This is a genomic window from Pseudomonas sp. GP01-A4 (genome assembly GCF_058780865.1).
Map to the genome: position 1 here is coordinate 1 of NZ_JBYSWF010000052.1, position 23421 is coordinate 23421.

27 protein-coding genes and 2 pseudogenes are annotated in these 23421 nt (G+C 53.7%); 24 read left to right on the top strand and 5 right to left on the bottom strand.

The genetic code is table 11. From position 1 onward, the window contains the following. Nucleotides 1–189: 189 nt before the first annotated feature. Together AC3WKX_RS24505 and AC3WKX_RS24510 are read right to left on the bottom strand one after the other, a co-directional pair. Nucleotides 190–264 (bottom strand): annotated as a pseudogene (locus AC3WKX_RS24505) (phage regulatory CII family protein); the annotation flags it as partial. A gap of 200 nt (nt 265–464) precedes the next feature. Further along, nucleotides 465–1070, bottom strand: coding sequence for a hypothetical protein (locus AC3WKX_RS24510; protein ID WP_102606482.1), 606 nt, complete (start codon nt 1068–1070; stop codon nt 465–467). A 189-nt stretch (nt 1071–1259) separates the two neighbouring features. On the opposite strand from AC3WKX_RS24510, the gene AC3WKX_RS24515 reads away from it, so the two are divergent. From AC3WKX_RS24515 to AC3WKX_RS24610, 20 genes and pseudogenes are all read left to right on the top strand, one after another. Continuing rightward, nucleotides 1260–1448 (top strand): hypothetical protein, encoded by a 189-nt coding sequence (locus tag AC3WKX_RS24515; RefSeq protein ID WP_003212725.1) that lies wholly within the window; start codon nt 1260–1262, stop codon nt 1446–1448. A 63-nt stretch (nt 1449–1511) separates the two neighbouring features. Continuing rightward, the gene (locus AC3WKX_RS24520) at nt 1512–1814 is read left to right on the top strand and encodes a hypothetical protein (RefSeq protein WP_003212724.1); all 303 of its coding nucleotides are present in this window, start codon (nt 1512–1514) and stop codon (nt 1812–1814) included. Nucleotides 1815–1975: 161 nt separating this feature from the next. Then, a complete protein-coding gene (locus AC3WKX_RS24525) occupies nt 1976–2419 on the top strand; it encodes a septation protein IspZ (protein ID WP_003212723.1) in 444 nt (147 codons plus the stop codon). A 214-nt stretch (nt 2420–2633) separates the two neighbouring features. Continuing rightward, complete coding sequence (locus tag AC3WKX_RS24530) at nt 2634–2930, top strand: hypothetical protein (protein ID WP_003212721.1); 297 nt, start codon at nt 2634–2636, stop codon at nt 2928–2930. 228 nt (nt 2931–3158) lie between these two features. After that, nucleotides 3159–4309 (top strand): IS3 family transposase gene (locus tag AC3WKX_RS24535; protein WP_102606481.1). Its coding sequence is split into 2 segments (ribosomal slippage): nt 3159–3402 and nt 3402–4309, totalling 1152 coding nucleotides; the frame shifts between segments, so codons are not numbered across the junction. A 111-nt stretch (nt 4310–4420) separates the two neighbouring features. Beyond that, nucleotides 4421–4741, top strand: coding sequence for a hypothetical protein (locus AC3WKX_RS24540; RefSeq protein ID WP_158244087.1), 321 nt, complete (start codon nt 4421–4423; stop codon nt 4739–4741). A 160-nt stretch (nt 4742–4901) separates the two neighbouring features. Continuing rightward, nucleotides 4902–5339 (top strand): hypothetical protein, encoded by a 438-nt coding sequence (locus AC3WKX_RS24545; RefSeq protein WP_003212717.1) that lies wholly within the window; start codon nt 4902–4904, stop codon nt 5337–5339. Further along, entirely contained in the window at nt 5336–5527 is a 192-nt protein-coding gene (locus AC3WKX_RS24550; protein WP_102368932.1) for a hypothetical protein, read from the top strand. The genes AC3WKX_RS24545 and AC3WKX_RS24550 overlap by 4 nt, the downstream gene beginning before the upstream one ends. Continuing rightward, complete coding sequence (locus tag AC3WKX_RS24555) at nt 5524–5718, top strand: hypothetical protein (protein ID WP_003212713.1); 195 nt, start codon at nt 5524–5526, stop codon at nt 5716–5718. The genes AC3WKX_RS24550 and AC3WKX_RS24555 overlap by 4 nt, the downstream gene beginning before the upstream one ends. Nucleotides 5719–5874: 156 nt before the next feature. Continuing rightward, nucleotides 5875–6599, top strand: a pseudogene (locus AC3WKX_RS24560) (hypothetical protein). After that, entirely contained in the window at nt 6596–7159 is a 564-nt protein-coding gene (locus tag AC3WKX_RS24565) for a siphovirus Gp157 family protein (protein ID WP_102606480.1), read from the top strand. The pseudogene AC3WKX_RS24560 and the gene AC3WKX_RS24565 overlap by 4 nt, the downstream one beginning before the upstream one ends. 317 nt (nt 7160–7476) lie before the next feature. Next, nucleotides 7477–7737: a hypothetical protein gene (locus AC3WKX_RS24570; protein ID WP_080673251.1), complete on the top strand. Its 261-nt coding sequence runs from the start codon at nt 7477–7479 to the stop codon at nt 7735–7737. A 4-nt stretch (nt 7738–7741) separates the two neighbouring features. Beyond that, entirely contained in the window at nt 7742–9565 is a 1824-nt protein-coding gene (locus tag AC3WKX_RS24575) for a putative phage tail protein (protein ID WP_492561476.1), read from the top strand. A gap of 323 nt (nt 9566–9888) precedes the next feature. After that, a complete protein-coding gene (locus AC3WKX_RS24580; protein ID WP_102606034.1) occupies nt 9889–10200 on the top strand; it encodes a hypothetical protein in 312 nt (103 codons plus the stop codon). 301 nt (nt 10201–10501) lie between these two features. Beyond that, nucleotides 10502–11458 carry a tyrosine-type recombinase/integrase gene (locus tag AC3WKX_RS24585; RefSeq protein ID WP_102606033.1) on the top strand — a complete coding sequence of 319 codons (957 nt, stop codon included), beginning with the start codon at nt 10502–10504 and terminating at the stop codon, nt 11456–11458. A gap of 715 nt (nt 11459–12173) precedes the next feature. Then, nucleotides 12174–12713: a hypothetical protein gene (locus tag AC3WKX_RS24590; RefSeq protein WP_102606032.1), complete on the top strand. Its 540-nt coding sequence runs from the start codon at nt 12174–12176 to the stop codon at nt 12711–12713. Nucleotides 12714–12984: 271 nt separating this feature from the next. Continuing rightward, nucleotides 12985–13368, top strand: a complete 384-nt coding sequence (locus AC3WKX_RS24595; protein WP_146013736.1) for a hypothetical protein — start codon at nt 12985–12987, stop codon at nt 13366–13368. Beyond that, complete coding sequence (locus tag AC3WKX_RS24600; protein WP_102606030.1) at nt 13365–15617, top strand: coiled-coil domain-containing protein; 2253 nt, start codon at nt 13365–13367, stop codon at nt 15615–15617. The genes AC3WKX_RS24595 and AC3WKX_RS24600 overlap by 4 nt, the downstream gene beginning before the upstream one ends. A 60-nt stretch (nt 15618–15677) precedes the next feature. Next, the gene (locus AC3WKX_RS24605) at nt 15678–15893 is read left to right on the top strand and encodes a hypothetical protein (RefSeq protein ID WP_102606029.1); all 216 of its coding nucleotides are present in this window, start codon (nt 15678–15680) and stop codon (nt 15891–15893) included. 379 nt (nt 15894–16272) lie between these two features. Next, nucleotides 16273–16929 (top strand): hypothetical protein, encoded by a 657-nt coding sequence (locus AC3WKX_RS24610; protein WP_102606028.1) that lies wholly within the window; start codon nt 16273–16275, stop codon nt 16927–16929. A 500-nt stretch (nt 16930–17429) separates the two neighbouring features. On the opposite strand, the gene AC3WKX_RS24615 is transcribed toward AC3WKX_RS24610, so the two are convergent. From AC3WKX_RS24615 to merR, 3 genes are all read right to left on the bottom strand, one after another. Further along, the gene (locus AC3WKX_RS24615) at nt 17430–18287 is read right to left on the bottom strand and encodes an AbiJ-NTD4 domain-containing protein (RefSeq protein ID WP_102606027.1); all 858 of its coding nucleotides are present in this window, start codon (nt 18285–18287) and stop codon (nt 17430–17432) included. Nucleotides 18288–18647: 360 nt separating this feature from the next. Next, nucleotides 18648–19358, bottom strand: a complete 711-nt coding sequence (locus AC3WKX_RS24620; RefSeq protein WP_102606026.1) for a hypothetical protein — start codon at nt 19356–19358, stop codon at nt 18648–18650. A 248-nt stretch (nt 19359–19606) separates the two neighbouring features. Beyond that, entirely contained in the window at nt 19607–20041 is a 435-nt protein-coding gene (gene merR / locus AC3WKX_RS24625) for a mercury resistance transcriptional regulator MerR (protein WP_102606025.1), read from the bottom strand. Between the two features lie 71 nt (nt 20042–20112). Between merR and merT the strand changes: the two genes are divergently transcribed. From merT to merG, 4 genes are all read left to right on the top strand, one after another. Beyond that, complete coding sequence (gene merT, locus AC3WKX_RS24630; protein WP_102606024.1) at nt 20113–20508, top strand: mercuric ion transporter MerT; 396 nt, start codon at nt 20113–20115, stop codon at nt 20506–20508. 14 nt (nt 20509–20522) lie between these two features. Continuing rightward, nucleotides 20523–20801: a mercury resistance system periplasmic binding protein MerP gene (gene merP, locus AC3WKX_RS24635; RefSeq protein ID WP_034000286.1), complete on the top strand. Its 279-nt coding sequence runs from the start codon at nt 20523–20525 to the stop codon at nt 20799–20801. A 187-nt stretch (nt 20802–20988) separates the two neighbouring features. Then, nucleotides 20989–22698 (top strand): mercury(II) reductase, encoded by a 1710-nt coding sequence (gene merA, locus AC3WKX_RS24640; protein ID WP_011405608.1) that lies wholly within the window; start codon nt 20989–20991, stop codon nt 22696–22698. Nucleotides 22699–22733: 35 nt separating this feature from the next. Next, complete coding sequence (gene merG / locus AC3WKX_RS24645) at nt 22734–23387, top strand: phenylmercury resistance protein MerG (RefSeq protein WP_011405609.1); 654 nt, start codon at nt 22734–22736, stop codon at nt 23385–23387. The last annotated feature ends 34 nt before the right edge of the window (nt 23388–23421 follow it).

Sequence of the window (23421 nt, forward strand, 5' to 3'; positions counted from 1 at the left end):
CTGCCTGTCCGAATGAGCGTGGAACAGGTGTCCGGATCAGCGTGGGCTGAGTGTCCGAATGGCGTGGAATCCGCAGTATTACTTGCGATGTTGGTGATTTCGTACCACCCACCATCAGGCCCAAGGAAAGCATCCCCTAAAGCTGTTGAAGACGCCGACCTCGTACGTCGGCTTTTTTGTGTCTGAAATTCAGGCTGCCTTCACCGACGCATCCATCACGTCCAGGCTCTGCCGAACGTGATTGATCTCTTGGCGGATCAGGCTCAGAGGGTTGGCAACTGACCCGGGCGTGCAGCGTAAAGCGCCAAGAACAGTTATCCAGCGGGAGAACAAGCCGAAAGGCCCGCGGCTGGAAGAACAATTGAATCAGGTCGGCGACTGACGCCAGTAGCGGGAAACCGACCAGCAGAACATTTCACGTCAGCGCCTGAATCGGGCGCTTTCGGAAGCCAACTGAATAGCGGCTATCGACGCTTACCCATGCCCGGCGCTCCACCGCTAACGATCTGAACCCATCCTTTAGGCATGGATCGATGCGGAGCGGAGCTCAGATGAGTTTCGTCTATGTCTTTGGTGCACGCCGGGCAAAGCGTAGGCGGTTGTTGCCATTGGATATGAATTGAAAACTTGCTATCACACCGCCAACAGACCTTTCGGACCCATTTCGACTCTGAATCCTTGATTGAAGGCTTCGTTTGCTTTGGTGGTGAAGCTAACTTCGGTTTTTTAGCTGTCTTGCTGGCTTTTTTTGCCTCTTTGATCGCCGATCGAGCGGCCTTACGACTCTGCTTCGTGCCCTTTTGCTTTGCGACTTCTCGAAGTTCGATAATTTTGTTGAGTCGCGCAAACTCCAAGCGAAGGTCTCTGGTTAGGTCATCAAGCTCATAGTCAGCCTTATATGCCAACGACCGGACTACACCTTCTTCGATTTCCTTGCGCTTGCTGGCAGCGCGATCAGAGAAATATTGCTCAGACTCTTCGCTGAATCCATCCCGAGACATGTGCGGCGCAGTCTCACCCTCGCCGGATTTTCTTATGAGCTTCAATCGCTCGAGCTTATCGCCATCCATGTGGAACCCCGATCCCTGACCATATCGGCAGAGTAGCAATTAGCTGGTACTGAGCGCCAGGTGAGTGATTCTAGTGACGAGGTGTTGACCGAACTGGCGAATGACCTGGTAAGCGGCGCGAGAGACACCCACAGATTTACTGATGCCGCTTCTATGAGGCGGCATTGGAAATCAACGGAGGGCAACACGATGACCGATGCAGCAGCAACACAAACGAAGTGCACGTACTGCGGCAAGCCAGCCGAAAAGGTGGTGCGCCGCAACATTCACGACCGCACTCGCGACCCATACACCAATCGGCAGGTGCTTCGCACTCGAGAGTTGTCGTTTTGCAGCGCCGAGCATGCAAGCAACTACCAGATGGGCTGCGAAGGCTGACGGACCTTTTCACTGATGCCCATCCAGAGCGGTGGGCATCGGGAAAATAACCGGAGCATGACCATGAACAAAGAACAGATTTACGACGCTCAGATCAGCCCGCTCATGCGGCAGGTCATTGCGATCTGTAAGGAACACGGCATCGCGATGATGGCGAGCTTTTCCATTGGCCACGATGGCGAAGGCCCGAACGGTGAAGACTGCTCGAATTTGACGTGCAACACGTTGCTGCCTGATGGAGCTGGCGAGCCATACTCTGTTTTTGCACAGGCGAACGCATTGATCCGCCGTAATGGACGGCCGGCTCCGCTGACGTTCACCACGGAACACGGCGACGGCTCCAAGACCATGACGGCAGTTATCTGAACAACCAGCGCCACGATAGCCTGTCGTTAAATGCCCGGTCACCTGCATGACAAAATTTTCGTACTTTATGGAGCCAATACAATCTAGTAGCTTAGAACTGAAATCCTAAACGTGAAACGGCATACCGCCGCTACATGATGAACACCTTAAGGTCTCGTAGAATGAGTGTGACAAAAAATTGGCTGAGGCTGTCCTTTGCGCTTTTGTGGCGCGCGTTTCTATTGTTCCAAATTTTCGGTTTGGTATTTGGTGTACTGCTTGGAAAACTCCTACTGCCGAGCTCATTCGTCATATTGATTAAGCCTACAATTTTGTACGGATCATTAGCTCTGGTAGTAGTTATCGCTGAAGCCGGATTCAAGCTCAATCTACTTCAATGCATTTTCGGAAAACGTTTAAATCTGTCAAAACCACAATGGCGCATGTGTGCACTTTCACTGGCGTTGCTTCTCGCAACTATGGCAGTGTTGAGCGTTGCGGTCGCTTTTTCCACGCCATTTGATTTTTGGCTTTACTACAAAGTTTTCGGCAGTCCGGTGATATTTGTTGCTGGCATATTCGCTATTTCTTGGATTGCCATCAGCAAGACCAGCATTCACCAGTAATCGCACCTCCCCTAGTGGTGGCTGACCGCTCTGAACAGGGCCTCAGCTCCACCATTCCTACAGCAATGCATTGAGGACTCCCTGTCCTCTCATATCAATCCGATTTTTCGGATTCCCACCTCTACCCGTCAGCACTCCTCCCCCGCGCCCATCGGCAACCAGCGGGAGGCATGAGTGTTGACGAATACAGGTGAACCAACGAACGGAGAAAATCATGGCCAAGAAGGTTGGCGTAAAAACCAGGAGCGCCCAAATCGGCGTTCGAATCAGCCCCCGCGCTAAGTACATGCTCGATGTAATGGGTCGCATCCAGCGCAGAACAATGAGTGGAGTTATCGAATCGGCTCTTTTGGCTTATGCCAAGTGCGACGAAGAACGCTTAGCCGACCAGACATGGTCAACGGATGAAAGCGAACGATTGCTCAACCTTTACCTAGTAGCGCCTCACCTCCTGTCATTCGACGAAGAGATTGAGGCCAAGCGGCTAATCGCAGCCAAAGCAACCGCCTAACCCCAAGCAATGGAGGCCGCCAATCGTCAATGATCTCTGGGTCGAGATCGATGCCCGCAGCGCCGGTAACGGTGGGCGGCACCCGGCGCCGGTTGCGGTCAGCTTAGGCTGACTGTGCGATGAGAGCCTTCCAACGATGTCGGACGCCAACCCCGCAGGTGCGAGATGAATCGCCCCGGGTTTCGTAGACACCTCTTTGCCTTAAACTGAGGCCAATTAGGAGGTGCCATGAGCAACCCGCGTTATCCCGAAGAATTCAAAATCCAAGCAGTCAATCAAGTGACCGAAAAGAAGCTGCCTGTCGCTGAGGTAGCGGCCCGTCTCGGCGTGTCGACGCATAGCCTCTATGCCTGGATAAAGCGCTACAGCAAACCTCAAGAAGAACGGCAGCAGGATGATGATCAGCACGCTGAGCTACGTCGTCTGCGAGCGGAACTCAAGCGCGTCACTGAAGAGCGAGACATATTAAAAAAGGCCGCCGCGTACTTTGCCAAGGAGTGCGGCTGAAGTACGCATTTATCAAGCAGCGCGCGGGCGACTATTCGATTCGACGGCTTTGCCTGACGCTGAAAGTCCATCCCAGCGGTTATTACGCCTGGCTGTCTGAGCCGCAATCTGTACGCGCCAAAGACGACCAGCGACTGCTGGGTTTGATCAAGCATTCCTGGCTGGAGAGCGGCGGCGTTTATGGCTATCGCAAAATCCACGACGATCTGCGCGAGGTCGGTGAGGATTGTGGTCGTCATCGTGTGGCGAGGCTGATGCGTCTTGAAGGTCTGCGTTCTCAGACAGGTTATCGACGCCGCCCTGGAAAGTACGGCGGTAAGCCAGCGGTCGTCTCACCCAATTTGCTGAAGCGCCAGTTCGATGTTGTGGAACCCAACAAGGTTTGGGTAACCGACATCACGTACATTCGTACGTATGAAGGCTGGTTGTATTTGGCGGTGGTACTGGATCTGTTTTCTCGGCAGGTCGTTGGCTGGTCAATGAAGTCGCAGATGACCAGTGATTTGGCTATTGATGCGTTGTTGATGGCGGTTTGGAGGCGTAAACCGAAGCAAGAGGTGATGGTTCATTCCGACCAAGGCAGCCAGTACAGCAGCTCCGATTGGCGCAGCTTTTTGAAGGCAAACAATTTGATTGCCAGCATGAGTCGCCGAGGCAACTGTCATGACAACGCTGTGGCCGAGAGCTTTTTCCAGCTTCTGAAACGGGAAAGGATCAAGCGAAAAATCTACACCACGCGGGAAGATGCTCGGAGTGATGTGTTTGATTACATCGAGATGTTCTACAACGTAAAACGCCGCCATGGTTTCAACAATCAGCTGTCACCGGTAGAGTTTGAAAAGCGTTACGCAATGAGCTTGCAAGGTGTCTAGAGAATCCGGGGCGATTCAAGACACCTAGCATAAGGTATGCGTTCTCACTTCTTGGGGAGGTAGTACGAGCACATATCTGGAAGCTTAGATACGACGACAGAGTTGCTCATATTGAACGCCAACGATTGGATTTTTGCTTTGGAAGCTGGATCAGCTTTGACTCGGCGAACTTCTGCTCTAAGCGACTCGGTCGTCTCCGGATCGCTATTTAAAGCGTTCTCAACGCTGCTATTCGAATCTGGATTGGCCTTGACGCAAAGGCTTTCAATGGCCAGCAAATTGACGGCGTTTTCGGTGTCGTCCTCTGCTGCGCTTGCCAAGGTACTTGCGACCGAGGAAACGCTCAATAGCAGAAGCGCTGCAGTAATTCGCTTTAAAAACATCATTGATCTCCCTGAAAAAACTGAAATTTATCATAGCGCTATTGATTGACGATTTTCCAGTTTTCCCCCGCATAGACACCTCCCCACCCACTACCAACAACCTTACCGGTCAGGTGCCCGACAGACCTATTTATGCCGGGATTCAAAGACGGCCACTTCAAATACGTCGCTTACACCGACTAACCCACCCAGCCGCCTCGGAGGCGACCATGAACGCAGCATTGAAGATATGCCAGGAGCGTTACGACGCTCAGTTGCCTCCAGAGGTCAGCGAGAGCGACGAGGTGACGGACTGGCTTGAGCATTCGGCGGAGCGCCTGGTGTGCGGCGTCGACATCAAGTGGAAGCGCCGCTACGGCCAGCCGCAGGTGGTGACGTTCGACCGGTTCTGCACTGTCCTGCAAGGCCATCTGAACCAGCGCCAGATCGACGGCCTGGACCAGCGCGATTCGTTTGCCCGCCTGCTGCTGTCGGCAATGCTCGGCAGCCAGAGCGATGCCCGCGCCCACGCTGCCGACTTGCTGGGCCAGCAGCGTCCGATTGAGGCGGTCGAGAAGATCGCTGTGGCGCTGCTGAGGCCCTATGCCGAGGACGCTGTAGCGGCGGAACGGGAAGAGCGCGAAGACGATGTGGATGCAGACCTATGAGCCCTCACATCCTGATCGATGAGGCGCTGGAGGCCCTGGAGCATCCCAGCAGTGAACCAGGCGCCCAAGCCGTCGTGGTGCGGATGATCACCAACATGCTCACTGGCGACGCAATCACCGTCGAGGAGTTCAACCATTACTGCCAGCGGCTGCTGAAGATCACCACGCAGCGCAAGGAGGACGCATGACCACCGCACCGGTTAAATCGCTAATCGACGAGCAGCTCGACGACGTGGAGGCCAAGCTGATCATGCTGGGCTTCGGCCTCCCCTTCAATGAAGTGATCGGCCAGCCGCGTGAGCGTGCCGTGGCCACCCTGCCGAAGCGCCTTACAGCAACCATGAAGGGCGGGCGGATCGCGGTGAGGGTTCGGCCGTGACCACCCGCCAGCGCACCAGGCGCCTACTGATCTGGCGCGGCTCTTTCTCTGCCCTCTCCGTCTGCACCTTCCTGATGTTGCTCAGCGCCCTCGCTGACCGAATCACCCAATAACCAACACCTTCAATCGCTGCGAGCATCGCGGCAAGGATTCCCCATGTCGACAAACATGCAGATCTGGGAAAAGGTCAGCACGACCGACACCCGCTACACCAAAGCTGCCGAGGTTGGCGGACAGAAGATCACCAGCCTGAACGGCACGGCGATGATCATGAAAGCCACGGAGATATTCGGGCCTGTCGGCATCGGGTTTGGGTGGTCAGTCATGGAGGAGCGCTTCGACGCAGGCTCAGAAATGGCTAGCGGCGAAGGCGACAAACGCCTCGTACTGGGTCGAGAGCTCAACCACACCATCAAGATTCGCTTCTGGTTCGAGCTGGACGGCAAGCGCGGCGAGATCGAGCAGTACGGCTGCACTCGCTACCTCTACAAATCGAAGTTCGGTACGACAACCGATGGCGAGGCGCCGAAGAATCGCTGACCGATGCCATCAAGAAATCGCTATCTATGCTCGGCTTCAGCGCCGACGTGTTCCTGGGGATGTTTGACGACGCGGAGTACGTCAATCAACTGAAGGACGAAGAGCTGATTGAACACGCCGAAGACCAGGAGGCCGAGAGGGCTCGCCAGCAGCAGGAGCGCCTGGACTACATCAAATCGGTTATCGACACGATGGCCGGAGCCCAGTCCCCCCAAGAGCTGAAAAAGATCCATGACGTTGCGGTACGCAAACTCACTCTGCGCAAGGACACCAAGGGCGCCGAGCGTATCTCGCTGGAATGGAAGCGAATCACCGATGCCGATAAGGAGGCTGCAGCATGACCCAGCTCTACACACTCACCGGCAAGCTGGCCGAACTTCAAGCAATGGCTGACACCGACGACGAGGGGTTGAAGGAGGCTCTGCAGTACGCCATGGAGGAGATCCAGGGCGAGTTCGGCGATAAGGCTGAGAGCGTCGTCATGCTGAGTCGGAACATCCAAGGCGACATCGACGCAATAGACAAAGAAGTCGACCGGCTGAATGAGCTCAAGCGCATCCGGAAGAATACCGTAGGCAAGCTCGACGAGTACTTGCGCAATAACATGGAGGCCTCCGACATCAAGACGATCAGGCGACCGTTGTTCACGATCACTCTGGCTTTGGCGCCCGAAAAGGTCATCGTCGATAAAGAAGACGATATCCCGGATGACTTCATCGACACCAAAACCGTGTTCTCTCCCGACAAGCGTGCTATCGCGACCAAGCTCAAGGAAATCCGAGATCACAACGCAGCCGTAACAAAGCGTATGGCGGCCGGTGAGGATGCGGAGCACGAACTTTTACCCGAACCAGCCTGGGCTCACCTGGAGCGCGGCGACAGTTCAATCCGCATTAAGTGAGGCCCTCATGATCAGCAACTACCTCAGCCTGGTCGAGGCACTACGCCCGGCCTCGGATGAACTGGCGGCCCAGGTCGCCCGGTTTCTGGCCGGCGGCGGCCAGATCGAAGAAGCGGCGCCCATCGGGTATAAGCCCAAACCCATCACCTACAGCAACCAGATGCCGCCAGCGCTGAAGCCATTTGTTCGACGGCGGGTTGAGGCGACTCCCCTGCCCCCTGCACTCAAAAGATATACGCCAGCAGGAACGCGACGAGCTTGCCGAGCGTATTCGGGAACTGGGAGCCACGCACACGCAAACGGAGGCATCGGTTGCCTTGGGCCTGAGCCGGCGCACCCTCTACAGCTTCGCGAAGGAGTACGGCATCGCCTTCAAGAAGCCAACCCGGGGCGGCGCCAACGGCGCAGTTCGAAGCGAACAGGTTCAGGCCCGCGACGCGAAGTACGCCGAGCGGATTCGCGCCTTCCTGGAACTGGGCATCACCCGGCGCCAGTGCTGCGGCAGGCTGGCGATCGGCAACAAGGCCTTCGAGCGGATCATCGCCGCCCATGGTATCGATTACCCAAAACGATCGTAGAAACATGCCGGAAACGCTAGATTTCGAACATCGTAAACAAGCAAAACCCCATCATCAAGGAGCAAAGGAAATGCTAGAAAACATTAACGAAGCGGGTATCACCAGTCAGGTCGTCGACAATATCTCAGCACTTAAGGCACTCGTTACGGCGAGTGACGCGGTTTATGTGCTTGGATATTACGTGCCTGGAGATGGAGGTGGAGGTGTCTATCGCAGGGATCCCGACGATGTCACTACACCGGACAATAAAGGAAGCGTGATCGTTGGTGACAACGGCACTTACCGTTGGAAGCTTTGCCAAACTACGCCTTATACCCTTAAACAGTTCGGCTGCAAGGGCGACGGAATCACTGACGATACCGCCGGGTACCTGGCTTGCTTCAGCACTGGACTCCCTGTACATATTCCGTCTGGCCGATACAAGGTAGCGCCGATTGGACCGGCCGCTGTCTACCCGGAAGGGCGGGAGCCGAATCGGACCTCCGCCGTGACGCTAGGCACCGGTCAGAACGTTACAGGAGAAGGTGCGGGCTCGGAATTAATCTGGGGCAACACTACCAAGCAGGCATTTTTCAGAGTAGTTAACGCCAAGAATATTGTGATCTCGGGCATCAAATTCACGGGCGGCTACTCTGCGATTATCATCGATCCGACTGCTGATGGATCGGTTGACGATGTAGGGCTTAAAAACTGCACCCTAGATGGGCAGTTGATCGGTTTGCTCGGCGGTCGCCAGTACGCATTGGACCCCACTGGATCCAAGTACTGCTCGAATATCTGGATAGAAACCTGTGACCTTCGAAATATTGTCGTTCACGGCATGGTCGCTACCAACTGTTATCGCCCAAGAGCCACGAGTAATAACTTTGAGTCCTTCACTGGCGGCTTTTGCATAGACTTCTCCCAGGGAACTCGCGGGGGAATTATCAGCAACAACACTGGCAACAATGTTCTGCACTTCTGCAAAGTAGAGTCGTCAAATATAGGCTTGAACGGGCAACCACTACTTCCGGATGCGACAACCGTCGCAAGCCGCGACTGTCTTATTACTGGAAACAACATTACGGGAATACAGCAACTAGGCATTTTCTTTAACAGCGGCACTGACAGACTGATTGCATCTTCCAATAGCTTGCAAGGCTCGTTCACTGTCGCGATAAGCGTCGGCTCGGTCACGGGCTTTACACACGACGGCCAAATTATCATTTCGAATAACATCCTGAAGTTGCTGTCCATAAATGCCATCGGTATTAGGTCCCAGCTCAATACAGCGACACAGCCCCCCCTGATTGAAGGAAATAGCATCAGCGGAGGCTCAATTGGTATTGACTGGCAAACACCACAGGCAAGGTTTGTCGGCAACAATATTACGTCCATCAATACCGGAATCCAGATAAGCGCGGCCGTTAAAAACATCGACTTGCTTAACAACCACATTACTGCTTCCTCCGCTGTAGCGGGTACCGGGACCGCTGCATGGAAGGGGCTAAGGGCTAGAGGCAACACGATCAATGTCACGGAATGGTCGTTTTACTTAGGGACTATTGGAAGCCTTGGATTTTCTGAGTTTTTCGACAATAGCGTAATCAATCAAACCACGCGGGCCAACGGGTCGTTGTTGATCAACAATCCAAGCTCAACACGTTTCGCCATGAACACATTTAATCTTCCTCCTGCATCAGGAGGGTCAATTGTCACCATCGGCAGCGCAACAAAGTGTTCATTGCTAGGCAACATTTCTACAGTGGGTTTTAAAGTGGCCGCTCCCGATGCCACAACCACAGCCCAAACGTTGAATAACATCACGGATGCAAGCTACATCGCCTGATACTCGGACACCATTGAGGAGTGGCATCCCGATATTCAAAAGCACTGAGAAGGCCCATGCCACTACCTCGATATGGTCGATACGGTAACTGGCTGCAATCGCTCATAGTAGTAACCGTTCCTCATATCCGAGTACCGAAAAGCCTGGATCCGGGCCGACCAAATAGCAGATTGGTCAGCCCGGATCCAAGTCGATGACACAAGGTAGCCACATAGAAAAATTCACACCTGTTGCCCACGTGAACCGCATCAACAACCAGGTGCGGCAGCGCCGGCGGCAGGCATGGCTTGATTTGCCGGCACATGAAATCGAAGAGGTAGGCCATGGCCAAGGACAACGCGCAGATCCAGCGGGACAAGCGCGCGAAAGAGAAGGCGCTGCTCGACCGGATCGGCGCCGAGAAGCGAACGCTGATTGTCTCGAAAGCGCTAGATGATGCGCTTCAAGTGCTGGGCGAACGTCACGATTTTGAAGAGTGGCAGGAGACGGTCTCGACGCTACTGATCAACCTGGCAGCAGCGCCCGCCGAAGAATCTGCCCGCTTCACCACCATGTCGCGACCTGTTTTCGAGGTTACTGAAAAGCAGTCACGACAGCTTGAAGAGTTCCGCAAGACCGGCATCGAACCCGAATAACCCACCCTACTCGCTGCATGACGAAAAGAAGATCGAGTACCTGGAGGTGGGCGCCGAATTGGCGTTCTGAGGTGGGAGTTTTGCAAAAGTTTTGCAAAAGTTTTGCAAATTCCAGGCAACAAAAAAGGGCCCACCTTTCGGTGAGCCCTTTTAGACCGCCCAGCAGAGCGGATTTTGTTTGGTAGGCGCGATTGGACTCGAACCAACGACCCCCACCATGTCAAGGTCTGCTTGAGCAAGCTGCAAGCCTTGCTGCTCTTGGTTTCCACAGAACGCCCATTCACATCATGAGGCGTCAACAATGGCCAATTTTCGTTTACTTCCGTCCGGTAACTGGAATGCTCAGGTACGGGTAAAAGGTAACCCCCCTCAGTCGAAAACCTTCAGCACCAAAGCTGACGCAGAGTCATGGGCGAACCAACTCGAAGCCGTAACGATGGACCGCAAGCATCACACCATTTACACGCTGGGCATGACCTACTGCGAGACCATGCTCAAGGGCAAAGGTAGCTACGATCATGCGTTGAAGATTGTGGAGCATCTGGGCAAACACTTCTGGCAGCCAATCCACGACATCACGCCGCAGATGATCAATGACTTCAAGATCATGCGATTGAAGACAGTGAAGCCGTCCACGTGCAGAACGCAGCTTGCATTCATGTCCCGCTTCTACAGGTTCGCAAAGCGCGGCTTACTGATCGACATCCACAACCCTGTGAGTGATATCGCTCTACCCAAGCCGGATCGCTCCTCCGACAAGGTGATTCATAAAACTGAGCTTGACCGACTGCTGGCGAAGATGTCCCCGACGATGCAGCTCATCGTTGAACTGGCCTACGAAACTGCCATGAGGCGGTCCGAAATCCTGAAGCTGACAAGAGAATGCCTGCACCTCAAAGAACGTATTGCCGATGTGATCGATGGAAAGAACGGCACGCGATCTGTCCCCCTCACCTACCGCGCCGTTGAGATTCTTGAACTCGCCCAGCTGTGGGCCACTGTGGAACGCCACCCACTCGGCATGATCTTCACTGTGACTCCCCACGCCGTTTCTCAGGCTGTGCGTCTGGCACGTGTCAAGGCTGGACTTGATAGCAGCGTCAAGCTGCACCAGTTAAGGCATACCAGAATTACCAATGTGGCGAAAAAAGGGTTTAACAACGCTCAAATCATGATCGTTTCAGGGCACCGAGATACCCGATCCGTTGCACGTTATTCCCACCTGAACGCAAGGGATGTTCTTCACCTGATTGACTGAATGACCAGCGAGGGAAGCCATTTGCCACACTTCTGCCTGATGGAAGATTGGCGAATGGCAAATATTAAGCACTATTCGTGCCAACTATTGACAAAATAGCATTTGAATGCTATAATGGGTTACAGAGATAGGAAAAACTTCCCCACCCTCTTCAACCCCATTTCTCCTAGCAACTCGTTAGAGTTCGCTTCCCCGACCCGGCTTCGATCCGTCCAAGCGCCAGCAGTTCGCCGGTCGATAACTGTTAGATACAGAGTGCGGACTTTGTATCGGCCACCGCCCTTGGCTCTTCGAATGGGCAACTAATTCAGCACCAAATGAAAACAAGCATCGGCTACACAATCAAGGCAGGGCGCCTCCAAGCTAACCCTGCCTTTTTTGCGCCTGTCATTCCGCATCACCCCGTTATCACCACAACTTTGAAAGAGGAAAGCCAAACAATGGCCCACGTCACCCGCACGTGTAAAAACCCGGCATGCCGGAAACAATATGAGAGCCGAACAGCCCGCTCTTTGTATTGCAGCAAGCAGTGCAACACCGAGTACCACAGACGAAATACCAGTAAGACAGTTCACATTGGCCGATTGTCCGTAGAGTTTCAGGACTGCGAAGACAAGACGCTGGAGCAGCTTCACAGCATTGTAGAGAGTTGCCTCACTGACGACATGAGAAAAATCATAAATAACGAACAATCAACCACAACAGGAGAGACACAATGATCCAGCAAGTAGACCAGAAGGAGCTTAAAGCTCGTATCGAAATCGCACAGGCAGGTTACAAGGACAAGAAATCAGGCATCGACTTCTTTGCCGAAACAGACCCCGTAAGCGGTCGCCCAATTGCGAAGCATGCAGAGGGCGGCACAGTAGTCTTCCAGTGTTCTACGCCACTCGACATCCTGCCAACGTACTTGGAACAAATCCAGAAGGGATTTCAACCTCACCCGTTGTCAGTTGTTCAAATTGACCACGAGCGCTTCGATATTTACTTTTATAAGCCTGCCCAAGTTATCCAAGCCGCACTTGAACAGATTGCCAAAGACGAAACCGCTAGGTATCACGCCGAAGTCGAAGCCCATAATGAACAGTTCATCCAGCAGCAGATTGACGCCCAGCTACGTGTTGACCTTGCCCGCGAAGAGCGGGAGCGAGCACTAGCCGAGACAGAACGCCGGGCTAAAGTTGAACGCGACATTCGTGCCACTTTCCAGCCAGTAGACGAAGTGACCCAGCCTGCCACGAAAGGGCGTAAATAATGGATGGCCTTACGAAGTTGCTATTGCAGCGTCACGCCCCCAACGACCCAAGGCTAGAAGAATCCCCAGATGCCCTCACAGCAGTTGCTAAGTCCACGGGTATGACTGTAGTTATGTCGGCAAATGACTACAGTGACAGTGTGATTTTCGCAGCCGTCACGAAGTTTAATCGAGAGCACCCTGAGTACATGTCATATTCATTTACATTGCCCATAGCTACTAACGGTATTGCTGCTGGTAGCTGGGTGCTAACGGATATCACGGAGGTTTAATGGAAAAACCAGCATCACCGGAAAAAGTTCTGAAAAATGAACCACAGCAGTATCGTAGTATCACCAAAATGAGCCCCTCTGTTAACATTCGTGGGTTTGTTTGTGCTCTCGGTCAGCACCTTCGTAGTTACATTTCCATCGATATCGAGTTCAATTACCAGTGGGCGAGGCTCCCAGATGGAACGGTCTACTTTGCATTGTCTGGTAGCCGGGCCGTCCAAGATGCTTTCAAGGCATACTTGATTAACAATAAGGGCAGCACCCTTGAAAGTTCAGAATATGTAAGCTACGGGCGTAACAACTCGGCGTTTCATCGTGCGCTCAATGAATACTTCGAGCAGCGTAAGAGCCTTCACGGATTCGGTTGTGGGGGTTCACGATGAGTGCCCATAATGAAGAGATTGCACGCCTAACGGGTAGTTTGATCTTCGATGTGAAGACAGGTCCGCTACTTGCGTTCGAGCAGATGCTTAAACGTGTTCAAGCCAGCATGGCGGGAATGATGAAAACAGCGGATGACTTGAACAAGCGGCTTGATCGTAAACTTGGAATCTCAACCAAGCGTGAAGCATCAGCACTAGCAAACGTAGCTGCTCAAAAGAGTCTCGACAAACAAATTGCCACTGAAGGAAAACTGTCCCGTTTACGGCAGTCGCAGTTCAGAGCGGCACTTGCTGAGCAGAAGTTAACTTCTGCGGGCAACCGCGAAGCTGCATTCCTGCAAAGCGCGTCCTTGAAACAACAAGTCACCGCCGCCGTGCTGTCAGCCAAACAACGCAAGGCCGAACAAGAGGCATTGAAAGTTGATCTTGGAAGGGCGAAGTTGCAAGCATCGGCGGAACAGTCAAAGATTCGAGAAGCGCGACTAGCTGACATCCTGCAACGTCGCCAAGAACGTACAGTTCAATTGCAGCAACAGGCTGCGCTGCATCAGTCCAAGTTGCAGCGTGCCGAGGCGAGCCTAGTAGCAGCTCGTGAACGTGGTATTCGGCTCGCTGAGCGTCACCAAGCATCCAAACTCGTCAGCGCTGCCCGTGAAGCCAGAGCCGCTGTTAGAGGCGAACAAACAGCAGGGCGTTACAGTATGGCCCAAGAGCGTTTTGCGGCTTGGAAGGCCCGTCAGGATAGCCCGGAGAGTTCCGGGATAGGCGGGCTCACCGTTGGCCTTGGCGCTGCTGGGGCGGCGTTGTACGCCCTCACAGAGGCAGCCGGTTATCTCGGTAAGCGTATCGAACAGCGCCAAGAAACAGCCGCCGACAATCAGCAGTTCGACAACACGTTGCTGGCCGCTGGCAACAACGACAAGGAGCGAGCACGAATCAAAGCAGCGTACATCGGCAACAGCCAAGAGTACGGAATGAAGATCGACCGCGAATCCGCCGTCGCTTACTCAAACATGATTCAAGGCTTCCGGGCTCAGGGGAAAACACTGGAAGAGGCCATCCAGTTGCAGAAGGATCAAGCCGCAGTGTTCCGTATCGGTAACTTGGACAAGACGCAGCAATACTCTGCCGCCCTCCAGCTCAATCAGGGTTACTCGAAAGACCGATTCATGGGGCAGGATCTACGCCCTCTGACCGACGCCCTTGGCACACGTCTAACAACGATCCTATACCAAGCAATTGGTAAGGCGCTTGGTTACAAAGGTGACGTGAACAAGCTCGCCGGGTTCGTGCTGGAAGCCCAACACGATGGCAAGGTGAACGGTGCGATGGTTCAACAGGGTCTACGTGACATCGTAGCCCAATCACCGGAACTACTTGAACGTCACAAGCGCTCCTTGGATGCACAGGCTGTACGTGTTGAGAACGATCAGTACTTGCGGAGCGTAGACGTAAATGAAAGCCCCGAACTGATCGCAGCGCTAGGTGATCGTCTTACGGCAGAGCGCCAGCTGATTGAAAGCACCACCGGCCTGCAAGCGGCTTTTCGAGACGTTGACATCGTGCTGGTAAAACTTCAGACCAGCATGTTGAACCTGCTCGCAGGAAAGAATGCCGACAACAGCGAGAAGACTCCGCAACAGCGGACAGAGGAAGTTGGGGCGGGATTCTTGATCGAGGGTAGCGGTATTGATCCATTCGCCATTAACGGAAAGAGCGGTGGCTCTCGCACAGCCCAAGGCCAACTTGATGAAGAGGCACGCGACCCAGTTTCAAAGCTGTGGCGCCTCCTTGGTGTTGGCAATGACTTGCAAAAAGTGGCCGATGACAACCGCCAGCGTTGGGGTCAAGTTGGGTTCAGCGACCATGCACCTCTGGACCCGAGACTGCCAGCACTCGATACGTCTGGGCTGAATACTCGTGCATTGCCTGACTTCGGCAAACATCTTGAAGACCTGTTGAGCCAGTCGGACCCAAACAACGCAGTTGCCAAAGTTGCCGCTCAAGCAGTTGCGACAGCATCGCGTGCTACTCCGGGTAGTCGTGGCGAAATGGTTGCCGATGATCAGTCTGCTAAAGGCGGTACCGTTACCAACACCACCAATATTGACGCTCCCGTGCATGTTGAAGTAACCATTAATGCAAAAACAGATGCCTCCCCAGAGGCTATTGGTGCCGCTGTAAGTGGGCAAGTTCGCGAAGAGATTCAAAAGACTTTCCAGGCCTACCTTCCTAAGGAGACACAATGAGCCTGCTGACAACAGGCTTCACTCTTTCACCTATCCAATGAAATTAGCCGGAGAACAAAAATGAAATACGACGACATCGCCCAATCCGAAGACATACATGCGGCGAGCAGGCTCTACGCTGTTGAAGTTTACGGCCAAGAAGTAATCAACGCCTTCCCACCCATCCCTTCGATGATCCTTGAATGCGTGCTGGCGGGACTACAAGAAGAACAGGTACTGCTGGAAGTCTTCAAGGATTACCGGCTACCACCACCAAACAAGGAAACAGAACAATGAACCAAGTGTTCACAGATGCAAACGTAGCCATGAAAGCAGCATATGAACTTTCACAAAGACTCCACAGGCCCATGTGGCGTCACACAGGCGTTGATAGCCGTGGGGCTACTGTTTGGGTGGTTAGTCTTGAAAGCAACGCTGCAACCGCACTACAAGGGCTTGTGGCCTAACTCCTTACAGCAACTTGTAAGCGTAAAGTTGATTGACAAGCTGGGGTATTTGGCGTATGTTCGCCACCTTCTTTCAGCAAACCAGCACCGAACGATCTCGACTTGCCCCAGTGCAACGTCAGGCGTCGGTTTTCTGCCGTCTGGAATTTGACCCAACAAACTACCCGAGGCACTCGCCTATGAAATGAACTACTACAGGAGATACACACATGAATGAGCTTTTATTACGTTGTCACACCCGCATCGTAGACGGTTTCAGAGTTGATCAAGAGACCGGCGAGATCTACGGTGAATACATCACCACCCCATATGCGCCATTGGCAGAAGATTACGAAATTCCCCGGAGCGTGAAAGCGGACGCAAGAGACTTGTACTTGGTTGGTCCCGAGTATCACACCGTAGCAGATGACTTCGCACCTACCGCCGTTCCTGAGGGTGTCATTGACCTAGATACGATAAGAGGGAAGCGCGGGCCAAAGCCTAAAGTATTCATTAACACTCTTGCACCCTTCATTCAGGCTGCTCATTCCGAGAGAATGCAATGGCTCGACGACTTTGTTTACGGCGCCTGCTACACCTCTGGCGAGACTAGCAATGGAACCCTCAATGTCTCACCTTCGGATGTACGGCGGGTGTGCATGTTGCCCGTGATCAGTACGGAAACCGTTAGGTCCGTGATTCGCACACGTAGCTTCGAACCCGCATCGGAAAGGCAAGCTCGTCGTATTGCCAAAGCAGCGAAGTTTGCCATAGGTGGAATTGATCTCTACCTATCCCGGAACTTGAGCGTCATGGAAAGACTAAAGTACGAGGTTGATTTCATCGCCGCTTATTACGGGCCTGATGCCGATGAAATGAGCGCTTGAATTACGGTCGGATATAGAGAGAGAAGCGAACGACCCCATACCGATAGGTATGAACAGCAATTACGGTCGGATATAGAAAAAGCGTCAGTGCGGAGCACTACGGTTGAATCACCCATGGACTAACACTAGTCGTATCGTCCCGATTCCGGATCAGCCCACCAGTAATTACACCAATATCACCACAACCCAAAATGCTCTTGCTCTTGATCTTGACACACCGGAGGTGATGGGCAACAGTTGTCAGCGAGCGCTGACGGTGAACTAATGAATGCGAGCGCATTCCTTTATGCACAAAAATCCAAGGTCAAGATCAAGGGCAAAAGCGTTTCTGTGGTGATTTCTTATGTATGGCTTCGGTTGGACTGGAAGTCCTGTGGCGATACGTCCACCGGAAGGTGGAGACATTGGAGTGAATCAGGCTTACAGCTCACGCTGTTACCACCCTTGTGCTTGGTGGGGCCATACGGCGACGTATGATGCTGACTCACCCCATTGGCGGATTAACTCTTCGTACTATCAATGGCGAAGTTGGTGAATGCGGAGCAGCAGATGAGCATGAATCGAGCATCTGCTTGGGTAAGTGTGGATTCGTTATCCATCAATGAATGACGAATACCGTTAGCATCATTGGTGTAACCATAGAGTGCGGAGAAGGCAGTTTTGAGACTTGGGTGAAGGTTGTGGTGCTTTTCCAGAACTTTCAGAGCTTGGCCAAGCGTAGCCTTTTCATCACCTACAAGTTTCTTCGCCAGCGACTCAACCGCGCTTATGCTTTCTTTAATCGAATTCCGATAGTCAGGATTTTGTTTGTCTGTCAGGAAACGAAGTGATGTTTGAATGTGAGTCCTCACGCCTGCATATTGGTCGGAATCTGCAATCGCTCGTTCTATCTCTTCGATTTCATCCTTGGACGTGATGGGCGTTAATTGTCCGTCGACAAAGCGATATGCTGAGTTTTCTCGCGTGAAGGCTTCATTGCACATGAAGATGAATTCTTCGCGATTGTCATCGAACTCAGGGGCATTCTCGTAAATGAATTCTATCAGGCTGTAGGCTCGGTGCCACTCTCCTTGAAGCACTTGCGCTCTTATTTCTTCAAGTATGTTGCTCCACGCCCACGGAATGGTGTCGATAGTGAACTTGTAGTGGCTTGCGTAGAGTCTGACTACAAAGGCATGATAGTTTGAGCCTTCTACAGCATTTGTACCATAAGCTCCGTAAAATTTATTCCAATAGCACGCCGAAAGGATGTTCCAAAGAGTATTGCGTAAGTCTTTATCAATTGAATCTGATTGTATTACCTTTGAAGCGGGCAGGTAGCCCATACGCTGTGAGAAATCCATTACCACCTCGCTCATGCTATTTCAGGAATGCTCCGTTGATTGCATCCTTTCTCACGCCATTATCCATGCTGGCGAAGTGGCGTCATACCCCCATCGGAAACCGTCCACGAAACTCCCAAACAACCGCCGAAATCCCACACGAATCCTATGTTAGCTGCTGGGGTTCTCTCCGGGAGTGAGGGCGTGTAGCACGTCTGTAGCCCAGTGTTTCCATGGCCTGAGGGGACCGATGGCTAAGCCTTTTCCTGTGGCTGCGTTCAAATCGAGGTTTTGGCGCCAGAATGCCGATTCGGGCCCTGAATCACCGTTTTTCTGCAAGACGGCAACAACGAGCCCACCCAGCGCCGAGGTGGGCTGGGATTCCTGCACCACTAATTACTCAAAGGCTACAAAGCCATCAGGCAAACCGTTCCATGCATCATCCTCAGGGGTATCGCCATCGTATTCCGGTGATACCTCGCATATGAGTGGCTGGTTCATCGGCATTCCGTCTCGTACCACACGATTAGCGGTGGCTTGAACGCCAGGCTTCTCAATCCATCTAATCTCTTGAGTCCAGCTACCATTTCTGGCTACGAAAAAGAGATTGAATGCTTGAACGGGTGTTCTAATTTCAATACTGCCCGGTAAGGAGCCGTAACTGTGTGCTCGTCCTGGGAAGAGGGTGCCAAGTTGAAGTGTTACGCTGGAATTTAAGAAAGGCTTTCTCCGGTCGGCGATGCGTACTTGTACGTCATATAGGGGAGTCTTTCCGGAGTGAGTGAAGCTCCACTGGAAATGACCCGGAGACACCATGTAAGGGTAGCCGTAACAAAACGAGTCTCCACCTGTCATCGCATCCCTCAGCTGCTCTGAAAGCTCGATAATCTTCTCGTTTCGGGCTTTATTGTCAGCGCCAGACTTGATTTGACGATGCCCAGACCAGAATGCACCGCAAGCAGCAATCAGAGCCCCACCTAAACGCATGGGGTTATGGTCCATAAACATCCCAGTCGCTACAACGCATGCACCTATTGCCGTTAGTAGCCCCGGAAAATATGGACGATACGTATCGAGGAGGCTTCGCTTTTTCGCTTCCTTGGTCATCCTGCAAGCTCCTGTATTGAAAGTCCTCTGTTGGCGGACACTAACAGCTTTCCTCTTTTGTTTCTGTGATCATCTGGGTACACCCTGATGACCGCGTGTCGGATGAATACAGTTTCTTGGGCTCCAGCGTTGTTTTCACCGGGGAGTATGGTTGTCATTTTCAGAAGGTGACTGCACGGAATATCAAGAGTCGGCTGCACAGTCTTTTCTGATCTGTGGTCGTCTCAGAAAACGGAAAATAAAGCACGCTAAGCTGTGGAAGCCCCTGCCAAGCTCGTTCCACCTTGCAACGACGCAATCAGCGGACACGAAACATTCCCCTGCCGCGAATGGCAGGCGCACACCAGGTCAGACAGCACAGCCTCCATGCGCGCCAAATCGGCCATCTTCTCGCGCACGTCTTGGAGCTTGTGCTCGGCCAGGCTGCTGGCCTCCTCGCAGTGGGTGCCATCGTCGAGCCGCAACAGCTCGGCAATCTCGTCCAGACTGAACCCCAGCCGCTGTGCCGATTTCACGAATTTCACCCGAACCACGTCCGCCTCCCCATAGCGGCGGATGCTGCCGTAAGGCTTGTCCGGTTCCGGCAACAGGCCCTTGCGCTGATAGAAGCGGATTGTCTCCACGTTGACCCCGGCCGCCTTGGCAAAAACGCCAATGGTCAGATTCTCAAAATTAATTTGCATATCGCTTGACTCCGTACATAACTACGGAAGTAAGCTTAAGCTATCCAAACCAAATTTGAAAGGACAAGCGTATGTCTGAACCACAAAAGTCTGAACCACAAAAGTCTGAACCACAAAAGTCTGAACCACAAAACGGGCGCGGCGCGCTCTTCGCCGGTGGGCTGGCCGCCATTCTTGCGTCGGGCTGCTACTTAGGGCCGTGCGTGTTGGTCATGTTGGGCTTTAGCGGTGCTTGGATGAGTAACTTGTCAGCCCTGGATCCTTACCGACCCTACTTTCTTGGCGCGGCATTGGTAGCGATGTTTTTTGCCTACCGCGCCATCTTCCGGACTACGCAAGCATGCGAGCCTGGAGATGTATGCGCTGCCCCACAATCCAAGACGTCGTACAAAGTCATCTTTTGGATTGTGGCTGCGCTGGTTGTCATTGCACTGACGTTCCCGTATGTAATGCCTTTGTTCTACTAATTAAGGAAAAAATCATGAAAAAACTGCTCACCACTCTTGCCCTAGCCGCTACTTTTGTTGCCCCTGCCTGGGCCGCCACGCAGACGGTCACCTTGGCCGTTCCTGGCATGACCTGCGCGACTTGTCCTATCACCATTAAAAAGGCCTTGAGCAAGGTCGACGGTGTTAGCAAGACCGAGGTCGACTTCTCAACCAAGCTTGCCGTCGTAACGTTTGACGATGCGAAGACCAACGTCCAGGCGCTTAGCAAGGCGACGACGGATGTAGGCTACCCATCTGAGCTGAAGAAGTAAGGCAACAAATAACGGCAGCATCGCTAGAACCACGGCAGAGATGCCGCTCAGGCGATTCTGCCGGTCGTCATCGCGTGAGCAGCCTGTAAACGACCCACGGAGCCTGTTCCCTGAAGCGCACAACCGATTCAGTGACCGAGGCGTCGTACTAGTTGGCTTGGGCACAACGGATAAAAGAGAGAGCGGAATGCAAGAGTTAAACGAAGTTGGTTTGAGCGTGGCGGGAATGACTTGCCCAAGTTGTACAAGGCACGTTGAGGACGCGCTGCTGGCGGTCCCCGGCGTAACGCGAGCGGCTGTCGATTATCCATCGAACAAGGCGCAAGTCACAGGCAATAGGCTTGACGTGTCCGCGCTCGTAGCAGCAGTGGGCGCCCTTGGTTACGGTGCTACGCCTACAGACGAATTTGAAAGCAAAGAGCGCAGTGTTGAACAGCCAGGACTCCTTGGCAAAGCCGCCCAGTGGCTGAGCGGCGAGCGCGCGGTGGAGAAACCGGCAGGTCAGCTGCATGTGGCGATCATCGGTACTGGCGGCGCCGCTGTGGCAGCAGCGCTGAAGGCAGCTGAAAACGGTGCCCGTGTCACCCTGATCGAGCGGGGAACTATCGGCGGCACCTGCGTCAACGTGGGCTGCGTCCCTTCTAAGATCATGATTCGGGCAGCGCATATCGCTCATCTGCGACGCGAAAGTCCTTTTGACGTGGGACTGTCGGCAACGCCCCCAGTTGTCCTGCGTGACCGTCTGCTGGCGCAACAGCAGGCCCGTGTGGACGAGCTGCGTCATGCTAAATATGAAAGCATCCTCGAAAGCAATCCGTCGATCAATCTGGTGCGAGGCAGCGCCCGATTCAAGGATGGCCAAACGCTTATCGTGGAAGCGGCAGAAGGTGACACTCGCGAAGTGGCCTTCGATCGCTGTCTCATTGCCACTGGTGCAAGCGCTGCCATCCCGCCGTTGCCTGGTCTTGCAGGAACGCCATATTGGACGTCCACCGAAGCCCTGGTTAGCGAAGCCATTCCTAAACGGCTGGCAGTAATTGGCGCCTCGGTCGTAGCACTGGAACTGGCACAAGCGTTTGCGCGCTTGGGCAGCGAGGTGACGGTCCTGGCCCGGCGCACCTTGTTTGCCAGTGACGACCCTGCCATTGGCGAGGCCGTGACTGCAGCTTTCCGTGCGGAAGGCATCACGGTGCTGACACAGACGCAGGCGAGTGCCGTGACCTATTGCGACCGCCAATTCATCCTGACGACCGCGCAGGGCGAGTTAAAGGTGGATCAATTGCTTGTTGCCACCGGCCGCACGCCAAATACCGCAAGCCTGAATCTCGAGCGCGCAGGTGTGACGTTTGACTCGCAACATCGCATCCTGATCGATCAAGGCATGCGCACGAGTGCTTCGAACATTTACGCAGCTGGCGACTGCACTGACCAGCCTCAGTACGTCTACGTTGCAGCCGCGGCTGGTACCCGGGCTGGCATTAATATGACCGGCGGCGACGTAAAGCTCGATCTCGACGCCATGCCGGCAGTCGTGTTCACCGATCCGCAAGTTGCCACGGTAGGCTACAGTGAAGCAGAGGCCCAGCGCATTGGTCTGCAAACCGAAAGCCGTACGCTCACGCTCGACAATGTGCCGCGTGCACTCGCCAACTTCGATACCCGCGGCTTTATCAAGCTTGTTGCTGAGGCAGGGTCCGGACGCATTCTCGGAGTCCAGGCTGTGACACCGGAAGCAGGCGAAATCATCCAGACTGCCGCGATTGCCATCCGGGCCCGCATGACCGTCCAGGATCTGGCTAACCAGCTTTTCCCTTACCTCACCATGGTTGAAGGTCTCAAACTGGTGGCACAGACTTTTTCGAAGGATGTGACACAGCTATCGTGCTGTGCCGGCTAAACCTTGGGCACCAAAACAGGGACAGAGGAGTTTTTATGTTTTGTGACATCAGACTTAAATTACGCCGTGTACGCGCGTGCTTGACGATCGTACTGGCAAGTACCGCAACGTTAGGCATGCCAAACCAAGCGTTGGCGGCTTATGATTTTTCTAAGCTCGGCGCCGCGATTGAAACATTGTCGCCAGAGACCGTCAGTGATTGGGAAAAGAAGGCCAGGGCTGGCGATGCCATGGCTCAGAACATCATGGGTCTTGCGTACAAATGCGGTATGGGCGTAAAGCAAAACCACGCGGCATCGATCCAGTGGTTCCGCAGGGCGGCCGAGCAGGGTGAAGCCGATGCACAGTTCAACCTCGGGCGCCTCTACGGAAGTGAAGTCGACGGTATGTATAAGAATGGGCGTGCGGCTCCTGCCAACGATGCAGAGGCTTTCAAGTGGTACCGCCTCGCTGCCGAGCAGGGACACACGCAGGCTCAAGTCAGGCTGGCCCAGCTGTTTGCAAAGGGTCTTACCGACATCGCGCCCGACCAGGTGCAGGCATACCAGTGGATGAGTCTGGCCGCAGCGTCGGGAGAACCGACAGCAGCAAAAGTCGTTGCAGACTATGCAGCTCAAATGAAGCCCGAACAGTTACAGCAAGCCCAGCTGCTGGCCGAGGAATGGCAACGCCGGCAAGGCACAAAGTAATTCGTCTTTGTTAAGCGCAGGACGTAACCGCCGA